This is a genomic window from Streptomyces sp. NPDC087310, from assembly GCF_044744405.1.
Taxonomy (GTDB): Bacteria; Actinomycetota; Actinomycetes; order Streptomycetales; family Streptomycetaceae; genus Streptomyces.
The window spans coordinates 1-18156 of record NZ_JBIUYF010000010.1 but is presented as its reverse complement, the minus strand read 5'-3'; the positions used below and the strand labels follow the sequence as shown (position 1 = coordinate 18156).

Annotated in this window: 16 protein-coding genes and 1 pseudogene; 7 read left to right on the top strand and 10 right to left on the bottom strand. The window is 72.3% G+C overall.

All coding sequences use genetic code 11. From position 1 onward, the window contains the following. Positions 1 to 210 precede the first annotated feature (210 nt). Together ACIO3P_RS33165 and ACIO3P_RS33160 are read left to right on the top strand one after the other, a co-directional pair. Positions 211 to 1131, top strand: coding sequence for a serine hydrolase (locus ACIO3P_RS33165; protein ID WP_329829306.1), 921 nt, complete (start codon positions 211 to 213; stop codon positions 1129 to 1131). Positions 1132 to 1233: 102 nt separating this feature from the next. Further along, positions 1234 to 1761 (top strand): hypothetical protein, encoded by a 528-nt coding sequence (locus ACIO3P_RS33160; RefSeq protein WP_329829305.1) that lies wholly within the window; start codon positions 1234 to 1236, stop codon positions 1759 to 1761. Positions 1762 to 1768: 7 nt separating this feature from the next. Here ACIO3P_RS33160 and ACIO3P_RS33155 read toward each other — a convergent pair whose 3' ends face one another. Together ACIO3P_RS33155 and ACIO3P_RS33150 are read right to left on the bottom strand one after the other, a co-directional pair. Then, the gene (locus tag ACIO3P_RS33155; RefSeq protein WP_329829304.1) at positions 1769 to 2053 is read right to left on the bottom strand and encodes an ATP-binding protein; all 285 of its coding nucleotides are present in this window, start codon (positions 2051 to 2053) and stop codon (positions 1769 to 1771) included. Positions 2054 to 2166: 113 nt separating this feature from the next. Then, positions 2167 to 3021: an alpha/beta hydrolase-fold protein gene (locus ACIO3P_RS33150; RefSeq protein WP_329829303.1), complete on the bottom strand. Its 855-nt coding sequence runs from the start codon at positions 3019 to 3021 to the stop codon at positions 2167 to 2169. Positions 3022 to 3190: 169 nt separating this feature from the next. On the opposite strand from ACIO3P_RS33150, the gene ACIO3P_RS33145 reads away from it, so the two are divergent. Continuing rightward, complete coding sequence (locus ACIO3P_RS33145; protein ID WP_401851258.1) at positions 3191 to 3793, top strand: TetR/AcrR family transcriptional regulator; 603 nt, start codon at positions 3191 to 3193, stop codon at positions 3791 to 3793. A gap of 122 nt (positions 3794 to 3915) precedes the next feature. Here the strand turns inward: ACIO3P_RS33145 and ACIO3P_RS33140 are convergent, their stop codons facing one another. From ACIO3P_RS33140 to prcB, 4 genes are all read right to left on the bottom strand, one after another. Then, positions 3916 to 4515, bottom strand: coding sequence for a DinB family protein (locus ACIO3P_RS33140; RefSeq protein WP_329829301.1), 600 nt, complete (start codon positions 4513 to 4515; stop codon positions 3916 to 3918). Positions 4516 to 4582: 67 nt separating this feature from the next. Continuing rightward, positions 4583 to 5587 carry a GNAT family N-acetyltransferase gene (locus tag ACIO3P_RS33135; protein WP_401851261.1) on the bottom strand — a complete coding sequence of 335 codons (1005 nt, stop codon included), beginning with the start codon at positions 5585 to 5587 and terminating at the stop codon, positions 4583 to 4585. 4 nt (positions 5588 to 5591) lie between these two features. Further along, complete coding sequence (locus ACIO3P_RS33130) at positions 5592 to 6473, bottom strand: aminoglycoside phosphotransferase family protein (protein WP_401851264.1); 882 nt, start codon at positions 6471 to 6473, stop codon at positions 5592 to 5594. A 4-nt stretch (positions 6474 to 6477) separates the two neighbouring features. Continuing rightward, entirely contained in the window at positions 6478 to 7332 is an 855-nt protein-coding gene (gene prcB / locus ACIO3P_RS33125) for a proteasome subunit beta (protein WP_329829297.1), read from the bottom strand. A 175-nt stretch (positions 7333 to 7507) separates the two neighbouring features. Here prcB and ACIO3P_RS33120 point away from each other — a divergent pair, with 175 nt between their 5' ends. From ACIO3P_RS33120 to ACIO3P_RS33105, 4 genes and pseudogenes are all read left to right on the top strand, one after another. Further along, on the top strand, positions 7508 to 9016 hold the full coding sequence (locus ACIO3P_RS33120) for a translation initiation factor 2 (RefSeq protein WP_401851267.1): 1509 nt from the start codon (positions 7508 to 7510) through the stop codon (positions 9014 to 9016). Between the two features lie 47 nt (positions 9017 to 9063). Then, positions 9064 to 9432: pseudogene (locus ACIO3P_RS33115) on the top strand (DUF2809 domain-containing protein); the annotation flags it as partial. Between the two features lie 303 nt (positions 9433 to 9735). Further along, positions 9736 to 10791 (top strand): GlxA family transcriptional regulator, encoded by a 1056-nt coding sequence (locus ACIO3P_RS33110; RefSeq protein WP_401851270.1) that lies wholly within the window; start codon positions 9736 to 9738, stop codon positions 10789 to 10791. A gap of 109 nt (positions 10792 to 10900) precedes the next feature. After that, entirely contained in the window at positions 10901 to 13048 is a 2148-nt protein-coding gene (locus ACIO3P_RS33105; RefSeq protein ID WP_401851273.1) for a transglycosylase domain-containing protein, read from the top strand. Here the strand turns inward: ACIO3P_RS33105 and def are convergent. The 4 genes from def to ACIO3P_RS33085 all read right to left on the bottom strand — a co-directional run bounded on the left by def (position 13045) and on the right by ACIO3P_RS33085 (position 17850). Continuing rightward, positions 13045 to 13701, bottom strand: coding sequence for a peptide deformylase (gene def, locus ACIO3P_RS33100; RefSeq protein ID WP_329829292.1), 657 nt, complete (start codon positions 13699 to 13701; stop codon positions 13045 to 13047). The genes ACIO3P_RS33105 and def overlap by 4 nt on opposite strands. 206 nt (positions 13702 to 13907) lie before the next feature. After that, positions 13908 to 14912 carry a hypothetical protein gene (locus tag ACIO3P_RS33095; RefSeq protein WP_329829291.1) on the bottom strand — a complete coding sequence of 335 codons (1005 nt, stop codon included), beginning with the start codon at positions 14910 to 14912 and terminating at the stop codon, positions 13908 to 13910. A 95-nt stretch (positions 14913 to 15007) separates the two neighbouring features. Beyond that, a complete protein-coding gene (locus ACIO3P_RS33090) occupies positions 15008 to 16231 on the bottom strand; it encodes an HD-GYP domain-containing protein (protein WP_401851756.1) in 1224 nt (407 codons plus the stop codon). A gap of 62 nt (positions 16232 to 16293) precedes the next feature. Next, positions 16294 to 17850, bottom strand: coding sequence for an HD-GYP domain-containing protein (locus ACIO3P_RS33085; protein WP_401851275.1), 1557 nt, complete (start codon positions 17848 to 17850; stop codon positions 16294 to 16296). Positions 17851 to 18156: the final 306 nt, after the last annotated feature.

Genomic DNA, 18156 nt, shown 5'->3' with positions numbered 1-18156 from the left:
TACTGACCGAGCGGGGTCACCCTGGTTCGGCGGTTGACCGGAATCGTCCCGATGACCGGCCCTCGAACAGGTTCCCCAGGATCTTTACAAGGTTGAACGCAACCAACCGACGCGGTCAGCACGTTTTTCATGTAGGGGCCACTCACACCCCACGGGCCCCTTCAGCACGACAGTTCCACCACAAGCAATGCAGAGACGGAGCATTTCCTCTTGACTGCCAAGATACTGACCAAGCGCAGGGCCGCCGCCGTCGCCGGTGGCGCGCTGCTCGCGCTCTCCCCACTGGTCGCCCAGACCGCGACCGCCGCGCCGGCCGAGCCCACGGTCTCCGCCAAGGGCGCCGCCCTGCTGGACGGCGACAGCGGCGAGACGCTGTACGGCAAGGACGCGGACACCGTCCGCCCCATGGCCAGCACGGCGAAGATCATGACCGCGTACGTGGTGCTCGACAAGGGCGTGGACCTGGACCGCCAGGTGCCCGTCAAGCAGGAGTACCGCGACTACGTCACCGAGCACAGCACCAGCACGGCGGATCTCCAGACCGGTGACAAGCTCACCATCCGTCAGCTTCTCTACGCGTCGCTGCTTCCCTCCGGCGCCGACGCCGGCTACGCCCTCGCCGACACCTTCGGCACCGGCGACACCACCGAGGAGCGGGCCGAGTCCTTCGTCGCGCAGATGAACGCGAAGGCCGACGAGCTCTACCTGCCGAAGACCGAGTTCGACTCCTTCGACGGTGTGGGCACCGACTCCAGCACCCCCACCGAGCTGGCGAAGCTGGCCCAGCACGCGATGACGAACGACACCTTCCGTACGGTCGTCGCGACCAAGCAGTACAAGGGTGAGGCCCCGGCCGCCAACGGCCGTACGCGCTACTACACCTGGAACAACACGAACCAGTTGCTCGGTTCGTACGACGGCGTCATCGGCATCAAGACCGGTACGACGACCCCGGCGGGCGAATGCCTGGTCTTCGCGGCCACCCGTGGCGACAAGACCCTCGTCGGCACGGTCCTGAACAGCACCGACCGGTACGGCGACGCGGCGAAGATCCTGGACTACGGGTTCGGCTCGGACACCGCGGAGAACATGAAGCTCCGCAAGCTCCCGGCGAACACGCAGCGCGACTGATCACGCTCCGTTCCCCCGATCGCGCGGGACGGCCCGCCGGTTCTTCCGGCGGGCCGTCCCCGCGACTGGCCGAAAACACAGACCGATGACGAGAATCGGCCCATGACCAACAGCAGTGACGACGCGGACCGTGTCTTCGTACGCAGCAAGTGGGGCACCAGCCGCTACGTCTACAACCCGCACAACCCCATCGGCCGCGCCCTCATCGTGGGTTCCCTGCTCTTCGCGGCCGGCGGCATGTACCTCCTCTACCACCCGGACCTCCTCGGCTCCTCCGACGACTGGGGCGGGACCGACCTGCGGAACGCCGTGACAGCGGCGACCACCGAACTGTCGCGTGAGGCCCAGTTCGGCCCCGGGAGCGCGACCGGCCTGTACGACGGGATCCTGCGGGGCCGCATAGCGGAGGCGGGCCACCGTTCCGAGGACGGACTGACCGTCGCACTCGCCTCGGACCGTCCGGAGTCCGCCCTGTACGACGGCGGAGCCGAACAGGCCGACTACACCGTCACCGCCGAGGGCACCGACACCGCGCTCTGCCTCAACGTCTACGCCATGAAGGCCAAGCGGGCCATGGGCTACGACTTCGTGTCCATCTCCGTCGACGACGGCGCCTGCCCCGCTTCCTGACTGCCTCTCACTCCCCCTCCGGGGAGAAGAGGTACTCGGCCGCGCGATACCCCACCTCCGCCCAGACGATCTTGGTGTACGGATCCCGTACGCCCCACCCCCACCGGTCGGCATACGCGGCGACCAGCAACAGCCCCCGCCCACCGGTCGAGTCCGCGGCGGGCGGCGCGGAGATCCCCGGCACGCGGGGCAGCCGTTCGGGCCGGGTGTCGATCACCTCGACCCGCACCCGATCGGCACCGAGCCCGAGCCGCACCTCGAAGTCCCGTCCGGGGGTACGGCCGTGGGTCACGGCGTTGGCGGCCGGGACGCTGGCGGTGCTTCATCATCGGCGAATCGGCGCTGCCCAACATGGCGGGCAGCGTAGCCGTGAAGGGAGCGCAGGCAGAGCCGCGGCGTCCAGGCTTACTGGGCACGGCAGGTCCTGAGGTAGCTGAGGAACGATGCCTGTAGCCCCGTCACGTGCGTTTCGTGCATGACCGCGCTGGTGACGGATCCGCCGCGTGAGGTGAGGCGGTGAAGGAACGTGGCCGCGTTCGTCGCGAGATTCTGGTAGACCGCCAGGTCTCCGAGGATCTCTCGATCGTTGAAGGTCACGTGAAGCTTGGTAGCGGGCAGGGTGTCACCCATTGCTTGAAGCTGAGCGAAGACCTGACTGTCCGTACTGATGATGCCGGGGCTGCCCGCACCGATGCTGTCGAAGAACGTGCCGCTGTTGAGCCAGGCGTAGAGACCGAAGAGTCCGCCGTGGGAATAGCCGAAGAGACCGTGACCGCTCGGGGCTGTGCCGTATTCACGTTCGATCCGCGGGTGTAGTTCGGCGGTAAGGAAGTTCAGGAACACATCCCCGCGGGTGTCGTTCAGTTCAGCGAGGTAGGCGTCGGCTCGCTCGCGAGACGTCACGCCCGTCTGCACCCCCGTCTCCACCGCGTCGATGAACTCCTTCGCGAGGGGTTCGCCGGGGGGCAGGAGGTCTCGGCTGCGCAACCGCTCCCAGTGCTCCGCGTCCTCGCCCGCGTAACCCACGCTGACTTGGACGTAGGGCTGAATCGGCTGCATGAAGTCCAGTTGGGTGATGACGAGTGGGGCGGTCATGCCCACGGTCCAGTTGCCGTCGAGCACGTACACGACAGGCGCTTGCGCGGCGGCAGGGTCGTAGTTCGGTGGCGTGGTGACCCAGACGCCGTAGTCGTGCCCACCGCTGGAGCGCATCTCGAAGTAGTCGGTGTGGGCGAGGCAGCCCTGCCACATGGTGCTCATCTGAGGTCCTTCATAAGGTGGCCGCCCTGGATGACGCGGACGGCGTTGGTGGGGTCGGAGAACAGCCAGGGCAACCTGGCGAGCGCGCCATCAGGGTCGCTGTGGAATCGTCGAGGTGGCGCCGCGCTCGACAGTGATGTCGCCGAATTTCTTTTCCAATGGATAAACTGTGGGAGTGATCCTGTCAACCTCGGAACGCAAGGGCAGCGCGCGCGAGCGACTCCTGGCACGGCTTCTCGACGCCTTCGGCGAGGCCCTTCCCCCGCCGGAGATGTCACTCCGTGAGATCGCCGCCCGGATCGAGACCAGCCACGCCCTGTTGCGCTACCACTTCGGGTCGCTCCCGGGCGTCCTGGCCGCCCTGCTCAAGGCGCAGCGGTCCCGTGACAACGAGGCACTCTTGGAGGCCGCCCAGCAGGGCACCTTCGACGATTTCGTTGGGGCGGTCTGGCGTACTTACACCCGGCCTGAGCATCTGTCGCGTGTCCGCGGCTTCTTCTACGTCGTCGGACTGGCCGCGTACGGCCCTGAGGACTTCCGTGAGTTCGTGGAGTCGATCGGCGACCTGACCGTGATGCTGTCCTCACTCGCGGAACGCGAAGGTCTCGACACGAAGGAAGCGCGGGATGTGGCCACCGTCACCGTTGCCGCGATGCGCGGCCTCCTCTTGCAGGAAGTCCTGACTCCCGGAACCCGCCCGGAGGACGCGGTCACCTTGATCCTGCGCATGCGGGAGGGCCGATCCGTTCCACGGTCAGGTCCGGAGCGTTGAGCAGGCCCCCGGCCGCTGGGGCTTGGCGCCGCACCGGGGGCGAGTGGAGCCTGACGCACCGCACGCACGGCGTTCCAGGGCCCGCACTCGCCCGACCTCGGCCACAGCCCTCCCCGGACGCGTCAGCGCCCGTCCGCTTCCCGCGCCACGCGCTCCAGGTCGCGCCGGTACGACTCCCAATACGCCTCGTCGCCCGGTGGCATGGTGTCGCTGCCCTGACGCAGGCCGGCTGCCCCGTCGACGAGTTCCCGCACGATGTCGGCGTGGCCGGCGTGGCGTTGGGTTTCGGAGACCATGTGGACCAGGATGCGGTGCAGGGTCACCTCGCGGCGGCCCTCCGACCACCAGGGGACGTGACCGATCGCGTCGAGCGGGAGCGCCGCAATCGTGGCGTCGGCGTGCTCCCATGCCCGGTGGTAGAGGCCGATGATCTCCTCGCGTGACTCGTCGGCCGTCGCCCACATGTCGGCGTTGGCGGCGGCGTCCTCCGTGTACCACCAGGGCGGCGGCTCCGCCACGAAGAACGGACGTCCGAAGGTGTCGCCGAAGTAGCCCAGTTCCACACCGGCGACGTGCTTGACCAAGCCGAGCAGGTTGGTGCCGGTGGGGGTCAGGGGGCGGCGTATGTCGTACTCGGAGAGCCCGTCGAGCTTCCACAACAGCGCGTCACGGGCGGCTTGCAGGTAGCGGAGAAGGTCTGCCTTCGGGTCTGGTTCGGTCATGCCGGGCAGTCTCGCAGGCACCACTGACAATCGAGGCCGCGTGAGGCGACGAGGCAGGTCACGGGCGTTACGGGGCGCCCTGCCCGTAACTCAGCCGCGCGTCGGCCCATACGACGCGGGAGTCGATCAGGCGTCTGAGCTTGAACTGGGCCGGGATCATGCCCCGGCCACGCCAGAACGCGTCGCTGACCTGGTTCGCGGACGACCAATTGGTGCCGTACGTGGCGAAGCCGCGCCCCGCCGCCCACTTCTCGGCGGCGGCGACCAGCGCCGTTCCCACCCCCGTCGACCGGGACCGCGCTGTCACCGCCGCGATGCCGATCGTCGCCGCGCCGAGGTAGTGGGTGTCCGGCGCGGCCTGGATCAGGCCCGTCAGGTGGCCGTGCTCCTCTTCCTCGGCGACGAGGAGGAGTTGGCCTTCGTCGGACAGTGCCGCCCTCAGGCTGTCCCTGATCGGCCGGAGGTCGGGCGGCGCGGGGCGCAGGGCCGGGGGCCCGGCGTGGAAGCGCTGGAGTTCCACGGCCAGGTCGAACATCCGGTCCAGGTCTCCCGCGCGTGCCGTACGCAGCCGCGTCCCCCGTGGGGGCCCTGCCGGTGCCTCCGGGCGCGCGACCGGCCGGAAGCCCCTGATGTGGTCGATCCCGAAGCTCAGCTCGACGAAGCAGGAGATCGTGTCGTGGTCGTCCGCCGACACCTCCAGGGCGTGCTCGTACGCGCCGATGGAGACCAGTTGGCCGGAGAGCGCCGCGTACAGGCTCCGGTAGGTGGCGCGCCGGTCCTGGCTCCGTGCGCAGGCATGCTGGGGGAGGCGGACGCGCGCCCACTGCTCGCCGGGGGTGCACGGCAGGCCGGCCGCCATGAACCCGGTCAGCGCCCCGTCCCGTACGGCCGCCACCGCCGGCCCCGTCCCCTGCCACTGCGCCACCAGACGGCGGGCCACGTCCGCGTCCGCGAGATCCAGGGCGCCGGTGCCGGTGCCGACGTGGGTGTGTGTCTCGGCCAGCAGGTTCGCGGCCTGCGCCACGAAGCCGCTCTCGAACGGGACGATCTCTGTCCTCATGCTTTCGGCCACGGAGTCACCGCACCACCACACGGTCGAGCGTCGCCCGGCCCGCCGGCCCCCATGTGACCTTGCCGCCGGGAAGGCCCAGGTCACCGGCCCGGCCGACGCTGAGGAGCATCAGGCCGCGCAGGACCGCCCACCCCCGGGCCCGCCGGATCATCGCCTCGTCCGCGTGTGCGTAGGCGTGCAGGAACCGGGGGGCCGCGCCCTCGGGGAGGAGTACCCACGCGGCGGCGAGGTCCGTCGCCGGGTCACCGGCGCCGAGGTCGCCGAAGTCGACCACGCCCGCGAGGGTGCCGTCCGCGACGACGACGTTCGCGGGGTGGAGATCGCTGTGGATCCACATCGGGGGCCCCTGCCACACCGGGGCCGCGAGCGCGTCCTCCCAGACCTCCCGGACCTCGTCGCCCACCCCGTCGACGGACGCGAACATCGCGTCGACATCCGACCGCCTCCCTTCGAGCGGGCCCCCGCGCTCCGGCTTGACCGGCGCGTCGGCGGGCGCCTCCCGGTGGAGCCGCCCGAGGAAGCCCGCCAGGGCGTCGGCCGCGGGCCGGCCGCGCGTGACCGGGGTCCGGTCGGCCGGTTCGCCGGGCACCCAGGTCGTGACGGTCCACAGGCGCGGGAAACGCTCGGACGGTTCACCGACGCGTACGGGAACCGGCACCGGAAGCGGCAGGCGCGGGGCGAGTTCGGGCATCCACCGATGCTCGGTACGCAGCAGGGTCGGGGCCCGTTCCGTACGCGGCATGCGTACGGCCAGCTCGTCCCCGAGGCGCCACATCTGGTTGTCCCAGCCGCCGTCCACCGGACGCAGGTCCAGGTCGGCGAAGTCGGGGTGCTGCTCGCGGATCAGGGTGCGCACCAGGTCGTCGTCGATGTCGAAACCGTTCATGGGGTCAGAGTGTGGCAGTCGGACCGTCCGGCCGGTCGAGGCGTCCGGCGACCATCTCGCGGCTCAGGGCCTCCGTCTCCGGTTCGGGCAGCCGCTCGAAGCCGTCCTCCGTGATCACCGAGACGATGGGGTAGATGCCCCGTCCGATGTCCGGGCCGCCGGTGGCCGAGTCGTCGTCCGCCGCGTCGTACAGCGCCTGGAGGGCGGTCAGGGCCGCGTCGTGCCGGGACATGTCCTCGCGGTACAGCTTCTTCAACGCGCCCCGGGCGAAGGGGGATCCGGAGCCCTCCGCGTAGAAGTCCGTCTTCTCGTACGGGCCGCCGGTGACGTCGAAGCTGAAGATGCGTCCGCGCGCGCCGTCCGGCGCCGTCTCGTCGTAGCCGACGAGCAGCGGCACCACGGCGAGGCCCTGCATGGCCTGGCCGAGGTTCTCCCGGACCATCCCGGCCAGCCGGTTCGCCTTCGCGTTGAGGGTCATGGGGATGCCCTCCATCTTCTCGAAGTGCGTCAGCTCGACCTGGTAGAGCTTCACCATGTCCAGCGCGAGCCCGACGGTGCCCGCGAAGGCGACCGCGGTGTAGTCGTCCGTGGGATGCACCTTCTCCAGGTCGCGCTGCGCGATGAGGTTCCCCATGGTGGCCCGCCGGTCACCGGCGATCAGGACGCCGTCCCGGTAGGTGAGCGCCAGGATCGTGGTGCCGTGCGGGAATTGATCGGGTACGGCGCTGACGCCGTCCGCGAGGAAGCGGCGCGTGCCCAGCAGTTCCGGACGGTGGGCCGTCAGAAAGTCGGTGAAGGACGAGCTTCCCGGAACAAAGAACTCATCGCCCGGCATACCCCCGGTCGCACTGCTCGTCATGCGTCTTCCCCCTCATGTGTGTCCGCCCCCAGCACACTCCTACCATGGGCGCGCGGCGGGGAAACGCCCACGGAAGAGGGCGGGGAGCCATGCGGGAAGCCATGTGGTCGGCAGTGAAGTCCGTGCGTGCCGTCAACCGCGCGGGCCGTCGCATCCCGCGCGGCGGTACCCGCACATGAACGCCACCCCCGCCGACCCCGCCTCCCCCGCCGACGCCGCCTTCCCCGCCGTCCTCCGCGGGCTCGCCGTCAATCCGGCCACCCCCACCGCACTCCTCCTGCGCCTCCTGGAACCGGAGTACGCGGCGGCCTGGAGCGCGCTGGGCCGTGAGCGCCGGGCGTTCCCGCCCGAGGTGGCCGCCGCCGTCGTCGCCCACCCCGAGCCCCGGGTGCGCGGGGCGCTGGCCCGTAATCCGTACGTGGATCCGGAGGTGCGCGGGCTCCTCGTGGACGATCCGCACTGGCACGTACGGTCGCGCCTCGCGAGCCCGCCGGAGCGCGACGGGGTCGCCAGGGCGCTGCCGGAGTGGGTCATCGACCGCATGTACACGACGTACGACCACCAGGAGCTCCAGGAGCTCGTCTTCTCCCGCCAGGTCCCCTTCTCCGTACGCCTCGCGCACGCCACGCATCCGATGGCCTCGGTCCGGGCGAACGGCACGGGCATGTGGCAGCACCTGTCGCCGGAGCGGCGCGCTGCGCTGCTCGCGGACCCGCATCCGGCGGTCCGCCGCGCGGCCGAGAGGCGGTTACGGGAGGACGACGCGGTCGCGATGGAACGGGAGTTGGAGGGCATGCCCGCCTGTCACGCGCGCTCCCAGATCCTGGTGAACCACCGGCTCTCCCCCGCCGTGGTCGACTCGCTGCTCCGCGACCCGGACGCCGGCAACCAGTGGACCCTCGCCCACAACTACAGCACCCCGCCCGAGGTCCTCGCGCGCCTGACCTGCTCCCCCGACGCCAAGGTCCGGCTGGAGCTGGCCCGCCGCCCCTGCCTGCCGCGCCCTCTCGTCGACGCGCTCGCCCGGGACGCCGACCCCGGCGTCCGTACCGCCGTCTCCGTACGGCCCGAACTCACCGAGGACGAGCGGGCGTCGATCGACTACACGGTCGAGGCGGAGGAGAACTGCGGGCCGCGTGAGCATCACTGGCTGCCGCCTCTGGACCCGGCGGAGTCGGCCGCGTACGCCCGTTCCCGACACCCCCTGCTGCGCCGCCGCGCCGCCGTGGATCCGGCGCTCCCCTCCGAGCTGGTACGACGCCTCGCGGGGGACGAGGACGCCGGCGTACGGGTGCGGCTCGCCCAGAACCATCCGGGCGCGCCGCCGGAGCTGCTGCTGCGCTGCTACCAGGAGTACCGGGGCCCGCACCGGGACCTGCTGGCCGCGAACCCCCGCTTCCCCGTCGCCGGGCTCGCCGAGCGGTTCGCGGCGGCCGAGGAGCCCGAGCTGCGCCGGCTGGCGGTGCTGGATCCGGGGCTCTCCCCCGCGCTCGCCGACCGGCTCAGCCGCGACCAGGCGCCGGAGATCCGGGCCGGGGCTGCCCGGCACCCACGGCTGCCGGCCGGGCGGCTGATGGAACTCCTGGACGGCGACGAGGAGCAGGCGAGGAGCGCCGCCGCCAACCCCGCGCTGCCGGTGGCGGTGATGCGGCGGCTTCTGGGGGGTGCGGGGGCCGCCGCGTAGAGTCCGTCCTCATGACGACGAGTCCCCCTGCCGACGAAGTCCGCTCCATGAGGAGGCGGACGGCGCGGGGAACGCGCCTGGTGGCGTGTGGCGCCGCCGTGCTGACCGTCGCAGCCGGGCTGGGGCTCCGGTCCTTCGGCTCCGGCGACGTCGCGAAGTACGGGGGCGACGCGCTCTACACCGTGCTGGTGTACGTCCTGGTGGTGCTGGCCGTGCCGCGCGTACGGCCCCGTACCGCGGCCGGGGTCGCGCTCGCGTTCAGCGTCGCCGTCGAGCTGCTCCAGCTCACCGGGGTCCCCGCCGAGCTGGCCGCGCGCAGTACCGCCGCGCGGCTGGTGCTCGGCTCGACCTTCAACGCGCCTGACCTGCTGTGGTACGCGGTCGGTGCGGCAGCCGGATGGGGCGTGCACGCGGGGTGGGCGCGGGCGTCGCACCTGTCGGCGTCGCGGGGGCGGGATCGGTCGGAACCACGGTCGGCGGAGCCGCCCGTGGTTCCGCTGGTTCCGGATGCTCGGCGCGGCGTATCCGGCGGTCGACCGCCCGGTCCTTGAGGTGCCAGTACACCGGCGGCGCCAGAACCAGGACGAAGAGGACGATCAGGGCGAGAACGGTCAGGAAGTTGTCCATGTCCCCACTGTCGCCGTCCGGCGCCGGAGGCGGCAGTGGCAGGACTGTCATCGACCCTCGAATTACTGCCAACGCGCTGGCACACTGGAACCATGCTGACCAATGTGGCCGCCGTCCTCCTCGACGGAGTGCACCCCTTCGAGCTGGGGGTCCTCTGCGAGGTCTTCGGCCTCGACCGCAGCGACCAGGGCCTGCCCGTCCACGATTTCGCCGTCGTCTCGGCGGAGGGGCCCGTCCTGCGGACCCACGCCGGGTTCACCCTGAGCGACCTGCACGGCCTCGACCGGCTGGAGGAGGCCGATCTGATCGCCGTGCCCGCCGGGGACACGTACACCACCCGCAGCTACCCGCCCGAGCTGCTGGACGCCCTGCGCCGCGCCGTGGACCGGGGCTCCCGGGTGTTCAGCGTCTGCTCCGGGGTCTTCATCCTCGGCGCCGCCGGGCTGCTCGACGGCCGGCGCTGCGCCGGGCACTGGCGGCACGCGGAGGAGCTGGCCCGCACCTTCCCCCGGGCCGTGGTCGAGCCGGACGTGCTGTACGTGGACGAGGACCCGGTCATCACCTCGGCGGGCACGGCGGCCGGCATCGACGCCTGTCTCCACCTCGTACGCAAGGAGTACGGGCCCGAGGTCGCCAACGCGATCGCCCGCCGCATGGTCGTACCGCCGCACCGGGACGGCGGCCAGGCGCAGTTCATCGACCGCCCGCTGCCCGCCTCGCCCTGTGACACGGTGGGCGAGGTCCTCGGCTGGATGGAGCGGCACCTCGACCGGGAGATGACTGTCGAACAGCTCGCCGTACGGGCGCACATGTCGCCGCGTACGTTCGCGCGCCGCTTCCAGCAGGAGACGGGGACGACCCCGTACCGCTGGCTGCTGCGCCAACGGGTGCTGCTGGCACAGGAGTTGCTGGAGGGTACGGACGAGACGGTGGACAGCGTCGCGGGGCGGGCCGGGTTCGGGAACGCGGCGGGGCTGCGCCATCACTTCCTGCGGACGCTCGGGACGACGCCGAACGCGTACCGCCGTACCTTCCGGGGCCCTTCAAGCCCGTCCGGCCCTTCTGCCCCCTCTGCCTCCTCTGCCTCCTGGGGCCTCGAAGCGGTCCCCAAAGCAGACGTCCCGTCAGATAAACCCCTCCGCATGTGAAGATTCCGGCGCAGGAACAACGGCCTCCGCTTTCCGTACCTCTTCCCTCTCAAGTCCGAGCAACCACCTCCCCGCGGTGGGCTCTTGACCGATGAGGAGGTCCGCGCCGATGAGACTGCCCCACGCACTCCGGCCGCGACGCACCACACCCGCCCAGACGCAGGCCGAGTCCCCGGAAGGCCCGCACGCGGACCCGTCGGCCGCCCCGGCCGGCCGACGGTTCATCGACTTCCCCCGCCACGGCCGGCGCGGCCTGCGGCGCTGGACTCCGTCCTGGAAGCTCGTGTCCGGCCTCGCCACACTCTCCGCCGTGTCCCTGGGCGGGGCCTTCGCCGTCGTCTACACACAGGTCGAGATTCCCGGCGCACACGACTCCGCCCGCCGCCAGGCCACCGTCTACTACTGGGCCGACGGCAGCCGCATGGTGAGCGTCGGCGACGTCAACCGGCAGGACGTCACGCTCGCGCAGGTCCCCGTCTCCGTGCAGCGCGCCGTCATCGCGGCGGAGAACGCCGACTTCTACTCCGACACGGGTGTCTCCTTCACGGGCATCGCCCGCGCCGCCAAGAGCATCGTCGAGGGCAAGGAGACACAGGGCGGCTCGACCATCACCCAGCAGTACGTGAAGAACACGTACCTCACCCAGGACCAGACCGTCGGCCGCAAGGTCAAGGAACTCGTCCTCGCCCTGAAGATCAGCAACAGCAGGAGCAAGCGGGAGATCCTGGAGGGCTACCTCAACACCTCCTGGTTCGGCCGTGACTCGTACGGCGTCCAGGCCGCCGCGTACGCCTACTACGGCGTCCCCGCCGAGGACCTGAACCCCAGCCAGGCCGCGCTGCTCGCCACCCTCCTCAAGGGCGCCGACAGTTACGACCCCGCGCTCGGCCCCGCCAACCACCGGCGTGCCGTGGAACGCTGGAAGTGGGTGCTGGACCGGCAGGTCGAGACCGGGGTGATGAGCGCCGCCGAGCGCGCCCGCCACCAGGACTTCCCCGAACCGAAGAAGCCGGTCAAGCCGACCAGTCAGGCCGGGCAGACCGGCTATCTCGTCGACATCGCCAACAAGTACCTCAAGAGCCGCGGCGGCATCACCGGCAAGGACCTCGCTGACGGCGGCTACCGCATCCACACCACCTTCGACAAGGAGAAGGTGGACTCGCTGGCCAAGGCGGTCGAGAAGGTACGGAAGGACGGCCTCGACCCGAAGAAGCGCGCGGCCGACCGGCATGTGGAGGTGGGCGCGGCGTCCGTACGGCCCGAGGACGGCGCGGTCGTCGCGGTGTACGGCGGCGCCGACGCGATCACCCACTTCAGCAACAACGCGGACACCTCGGGCGTGCCCGCCGGGTCCGCCTTCAAGCCGTTCGTGTACGCCGCCACCCTGGAGCCCCTCTCCGCCAAGGTCCGGGCCGTGGAGGGGGCCGACCGGCGAGATCAGGGAGGGGCGGAGCTCTCGGTCGCCGTGCCCGTGCCCGCGTTCGCGGGGACGCCCCTGGTCGAGGCGATGACGGGCACGAGCCACGCCCCGTTCGTCGAGGCGGGCAAGGAGATCGGCCTGCGGAACGTCAAGCGGATGGCCGTCTCGGCCGGGCTGCGCGAGGAGTCCATGGCGAAGCTGGAGCCGACGTTCTCCATCGGCACCTCGACGCCCAGCGCCGTCCGGCTGGCCAGCGCCTACACGACCTTCGTCAACGAGGGCAACCAGACGGAGCCGTACTCGGTGACGAAGGTCGAGCGGGACGGCGTCCCCGTCGACGGCTTCGCCAAGCCCGAGCGGCGGCGCGCGATGAGCGGCGTGGTGGCCGCGCAGGTCTCCGGGGCGCTCCTGAACACGGGGTGGAGCGCCCTGAACACCAAGGGGTCCGACGGGGCGGACGGGGCCACGTCCGACGCACCCCGGGGGCCGGTCTGGGCGGGCGCCACCAACGCGGGCGACTACATGCGGTCCGCGTGGTTCATCGGCTCCACGGAGAAGCTCTCCACGGCGGTCGCGATGTTCCGTACCAAGCCGGACGCCCCGCAGCTCCTGGGCATGCAGGGCGTCGGCGGCCCGGACTCCGAGCGGGGCAACGTCTTCCCCGTACGGATCTGGGAGACGTACCACCGGACGGTCGACCCCGCGTCCTCGGACCGGCGGGCCGACCCCCTCCGGCCGGCGGAGGAGGCGGCGGCGGCGCCAGGAACCCGGGAGACCCAGGAGCCCGGGAACCCCAAGGAGACCCAGGAGCCCGGGGAGCCCAGGGGAAGGGCCTAGGAGTTCGGGACGACCTCGTAGCGCGGCGTGTTCTCCGCCATCTGCCGCAGCGCGTCCTTGCGGTCGCGCTTCGACAGCCGGTCGATGTACAGGTAGCCGTACAGGTGGTCCGTCTCGTGCTGGAGGCAGCGCGCGAAGTAGCCGGTGCCCGCGACCCTGATCGGGTTGCCCCGGGCGTCCTGGCCGCGGACCACCGCGTAGTCGGGGCGCGCCAGCGCGGCGTAGGCCGTCGGCACGGACAGGCAGCCCTCGTTGGAGTCGTCGAGATGACGCTCCGACGGGGGCAGCTCCTCCAGCACCGGGTTGCAGACGGCGCCCACGTGCCGTGCGCCGTCGTCGTCCGGACAGTCGTAGATGAAGACCTTCAGGTCCACACCGATCTGGTTGGCCGCCAGGCCCACGCCCTCGGCCGTGTGCTGGCTGGCGAACATGTCGTCGATCAGCGCGGCGAGCTCGTCGCCGAACTCCGTGACGTCCCGGCACTCCTTGTGGAGCACCGGGTTCCCGACGACGGTGATCGGGCGGGACGTGCCGCGCTCGCGGTGCGCCAGCTCACGGGCCGCCGCGTCCTCCGTGTCCACGACGAACCCGTCCCCCGGCTCCGCCACCGAGGTCCCGCTCTCGTATCCCTGGTCCGTCTCCTGCTGCGCCATGTCCGCAGTACGCCTTCCTCGGTACCGATGCTGCCCGCACGATCCGTCCGCGGTGACCGGTGTGCCGTGCGCGGAGTCTGCCGGGCCCGGCACCCCGTAGCGGTCCCGGTGTGCGCGTACAGCCTAAGGGCAGCCTTCAGGGGCGCGTCGCAGCGCTCGGACCCGACGGGTGGGCGGAGCGGCCCGCGTCGCGCACCCGTCCCCGTTCAGCACACTTCTTCGAGGTCGCGCCACTCCCGGGTGTCCGGGCTGTCGGCCACCCACCCGTCCAGCAACCCGCGCACCAGTCCCGGCGGCGCCGCGATCCCGCACTCGCGCTCCGGTGCCCACTGCTCGCCGGCCGTACGGTGGCCCAGCGGCCCCGGGTGGCCCGGCTCGCTGTGGTCGTGCGGGTCGAGGTGCTCGCCGTCGCCCTCGGCGCTCGGCATCGTGGACTCCGAGCAGGCGCGGCAGAGCAGCCGTACGGAGGAGGACCAGTCCTCGGCGGCGAAGCCGGCGTCGGCGGCCAGCCGCTCCAGGGCGTCCCTGTCCCCTTCCGTGGCCGCTTCGAGCAGTACGACCCAGGTCGGTACGGGCGAGGGCGCCCACAGCTCGATCTCGTCGAAGACGGGGTAGGCGCGGACGGTGCCGTCCGGGCTCGCCGCGGTGGTGCGCTCACCGTTGGGTACGCCGTCGTGCAGGACGACCTCGCCCCAGCGGCGGCCCGACGAGGGCAGCGGGATCGACAGGATCTCGATCCGCGCCGGGTCGAGCCTGCGCCCCCAGACCACCTCGGCCTCGCCCTCCGGGGAGAGCCGGACGGCCGCGCTGCCCAGCTCCATGCCCTCGGGCTCGCCGTTCGCCTCGACGCTGTGCGGGTTGCCCGGTACGCGCAGTCCGTACGCCTGCCAGGCGCGGCGGGCCAGCGGCCAGTCCTGGAGCGCGGTCGCCGCGATCCCGACGTTCCACCAGTCGGGCGCGCCGGTCTCCTTGTCGAGCAGGGCCACGGCGCGTAGCCCGGCGGCGCGCGCCTGCTCCCAGTCGTGCCGGAACTTGTGCAGCAGCGCCAGATTGAACCAGGACTCGGAGAGCCACGGTTCCAGATCGGCGGCGCGCGTCAGCAGCGCGCCCGCGTCCTCGTACCGGCCGTCACCGATCAGCGTGAACGCGCGGTCGGTGGCCTGCCGCCACGAGGCGGAGGGCCGATGCCGTACCTTCCCGAAGATCCTCACGATTCCCGCCTGCCGGTCGTTCGGGCAGTGCCCCCTGACACCCTCTTCTTCGCATCCAACCATGCCCGGTCGGACGCCCGCTCATTACCCATGGGTTACCCCGCCCCACCAGGGGTCGGGCCGCCCCGGGAGAGGACGCGCGCCAGGGATTCGACCACCTCGGGCTGGTAGTCGTGCCCCGTACCGAGCCGCAGCCGCTCCAGCGCGCTGAGCGGGCCGCTCGCACTGGCACTTTCCCCGGCCAGGTCGTCGTACGCATTCACGGCGCGGACAATCCGGGCCGACAGCGGCTGTTCGCGGTACGGGTCCGCCTGGCGCTCCACCACCATCGCGACGGCGGCGGGCACCCCGGTCTGGCGGACCACGGCGCCGCCGAGCAGCGCGATACGGCGCTGTTCCGCGACCGGGAGCAGTGCGGTGGCGCCCTCGGGGACCGGGTCGACCAGGGAGAGCTGGCCGATGTCGTGCATCAGCGCGGCGTACTCCAGGACGGTCAGCTCGGGCCCGGAGAGCCCGAGCTCGCGGCCGACGGCGCGGCTGAGGTCGGCGACCCTGCGGGCGTGCCCGTGCCGGGTGTATCCGGCGATCTCGGTGGCGCGGGCGAGCGAGGCGATGGTCTGGCGGTAGGTGGCGCGTACGGCGGCGTACCGGCGGAAGGAGAGCTGTGTGAGCAGCAGCGGTACGCAGAACACGGGCAGCGCCCAGAGCCCGGCGACGGCGACGCCGAGGGCGATGACGGCGCCGGTGGCACAGACGGCGGAGCCGATGTGCAGCAGGGCGCGCAGCTCGTCGCGGAGCAGCGGTCCGAAGGGGTGGCGGGTGCGGGCGCGCACGGTCAGGGCCGCCAGTACGGCGTCGCAGAGCGCGGTGAGGGCCAGCAGGACGAGGAGCAGGAACGCGTAGCCGGGACCGGCGCCGATGTGTTCGCGCAGTTCGCCGGAGTTGTAGAGCGGCTGGAAGCAGATGGCGGCGAAGCCGACGGTGAGGACGCGTCGGACCAGGTGGTCGAGGGTGGGGCCGTGGCCGCGCGCGACATGGGGGACCGCTCCGGCGAGCATGGCGGCGAGGACGACGGTGACGGTCTGGAACACGCCGTGGCTGGTCTGCTGCCCGGCGTTCTCTCCGAGGAGGGCGTAGGCGAGCGCCCCTGCGGCGCCGAGCGGGGCGGGCTCCCGTTCGCCGGGCAGCGCGCCCCAGCGGGCGAGTTCACCGACGGCGATGAGGACGCCGAAGGCGAGGGCGATCCGGGGTTCCGCGAGGCCGTGCCAGAGGGTCGAGGCGAGGCCGGCGGCGGTGAGCAGCCCGGCGGTGCCGTACACCGCGACGACGGTGAGGGGGACGGTACGGGCGTGCCCGGCCGGGGCCCGGACGGTGGTGGCGGTCACCGGGGACCGCCCCGGCTGCCCCGGCTGCCCTGTCCGCCCCGGGGCGTGGCGCCGCCGACCGTACGGGGGGCCGATGGGGTGGACGCGCCGGACGGGGCCGCCGCGCCCGGCTGGACGGTGCGGGCCGAAGGGACGTTTCCGCGCGGTCCCGGGGCGGACGGGGACGCTGCGGCAGGTGGGGACGCCGGGGCAGGCGGGGAAGCCTGGGGGGCCGGGGCGGGCGAGGCGGTCGGGGCGGTCCCCTCGTCCGCCGTGACCGCCGTGCGCCAGCCGTGCCGGTCCAGGGCCCGGACCAGCGCCCGTACCATCGCCGGGTCGAACTGTGTCCCCGCGCACCGCTCCAGCTCCGCCACCGCCGTGCCGACCGGCCGGCCGCGCCGGTACGAACGGGTCGAGGTCATCGCGTCGAAGGCGTCGGCCACCGCCACCACCCGCGCGAACTCGGGGATCCGGTCCCCGGCGAGCCCGTACGGGTAGCCGCTGCCGTCCAGCCGTTCATGGTGGTGGAGGATCGCGCCCCGCGCCTCGCCCAGGAAGGCGATGCCGCGCACCATCTCGTGCCCGTACTCGGGATGCAGTTCGATGACGCGGCGCTCCTCGGGCGTCAGAGGGCCGTCCTTGCGCAGCACCCGGGTCGGCACGCCGAGCTTGCCGACGTCGTGCAGGATCCCGGCGAACCGGAGGACTTCGATCCGCTCCCGCTCCATGCCCATCTCCTGGGCGATCAGCACGGAGGCGTGCCCGACGCGCTCACTGTGCCCCCGGGTGTACGTGTCCTTGATGTCGACCGCCTGGACGAGCGCCCTGATGGTGGCCTGGTGGGCGGCGCGCTCGCGGTGGTACTGGGCGAAGACCCAGCAGGAGATGTACATCGGCAGCAGGACCAGCAGCGCGGAGAGCGGCCCGTACGGGCTGCGCCACAGGACGGCCATCATCAGCCCGGCCAGCCCGTGCGCGGCGTGCGGGGCGAGGGAGCTCGCCAGCAGGCCGCGCCAGGCGGCGCGCGGCTCCCTCCGTTCCGCGACGACGAGGATCGAGCCGTCCAGCGCGGTGAGCACCAGGCAGAACGCGAGGGCGGCGGCGCCCGCCGGGAGCAGGACGTACGGGAGGTCGGGCACCGTGAGCCCGTACCCCCCGCCGCCGAGCGCGACGGGGCCGCCGAAGAGCACCTGGGCCCGGGAAGCCGCCCAGGTGGCGAGGGCGAGCTGAGCCGCCCGCCAGACCCGCCGGGCGCTGCGCGGGCGCTGCTCGATCCGCCCGAGCAGCGCGCCCGGCACGGCGACCAGCGCCGCGGCGGCGGGCGGCAGCAGCAGGGCGGCGCCGAGCAGCACGGGGAAGAACGACCCGGCCGCGACGGGTACGGAGCCGTTCAGCGAGCGCCCGAGGACGCGGCAGCGCGCGGGCAGCTCGCAGAGCGCGTAGAGCCCGGCGAGCATCCCGGCCGCGAGCCAGGGCGTGGAGCCGGGGTCGCGTACGGCGGGCTGGACACAGGCGGCGGCGCAGAGCGCGGTCAGCAGAATGTACGCGCGCGCCGCACCCGGTATGGCCCTCACGCGTCCCCGTCCCTCCCTCGGCTCCGCCCAAACAGAGGGTCAGGCTAGCGAGTTGGGGGACGCTCATCGGGAAATCGGCGTTGATTAGCACCTTCGGGTGAAAAAGGTGCTATGCACCGCGACGGGGGCGCACCGCACATCGTGCGATACGCCCCCGTCAGGGCACCGGCCCCGTCAGAGCAGAGCCGTGGGGGGGGGCGGGCCCCCCCGCCCCCCCCCCCGCGCGGGCCCCCCCCCCCCCCGGCGGGGCGCCCCCCCCGCCCAGCGCGGCCGGGGCGCGCGCGGCGCGGGGGGGGGGGGGGGGTG

Excerpts from the sequence above, each read along its gene's own strand:
- ACIO3P_RS33160 (WP_329829305.1), top strand. The coding sequence starts at position 1,234 with ATGACCAACAGCAGTGACGACGCGGACCGTGTCTTCGTACGCAGCAAG.
- ACIO3P_RS33150 (WP_329829303.1), bottom strand. The coding sequence starts at position 3,021 with ATGAGCACCATGTGGCAGGGCTGCCTCGCCCACACCGACTACTTCGAG.
- ACIO3P_RS33140 (WP_329829301.1), bottom strand. The coding sequence starts at position 4,515 with ATGACCGAACCAGACCCGAAGGCAGACCTTCTCCGCTACCTGCAAGCC.
- ACIO3P_RS33130 (WP_401851264.1), bottom strand. The coding sequence starts at position 6,473 with ATGAACGGTTTCGACATCGACGACGACCTGGTGCGCACCCTGATCCGC.
- prcB (WP_329829297.1), bottom strand. The coding sequence starts at position 7,332 with ATGACGAGCAGTGCGACCGGGGGTATGCCGGGCGATGAGTTCTTTGTT.
- ACIO3P_RS33120 (WP_401851267.1), top strand. The coding sequence starts at position 7,508 with ATGAACGCCACCCCCGCCGACCCCGCCTCCCCCGCCGACGCCGCCTTC.
- ACIO3P_RS33110 (WP_401851270.1), top strand. The coding sequence starts at position 9,736 with ATGCTGACCAATGTGGCCGCCGTCCTCCTCGACGGAGTGCACCCCTTC.
- ACIO3P_RS33105 (WP_401851273.1), top strand. The coding sequence starts at position 10,901 with ATGAGACTGCCCCACGCACTCCGGCCGCGACGCACCACACCCGCCCAG.
- def (WP_329829292.1), bottom strand. The coding sequence starts at position 13,701 with ATGGCGCAGCAGGAGACGGACCAGGGATACGAGAGCGGGACCTCGGTG.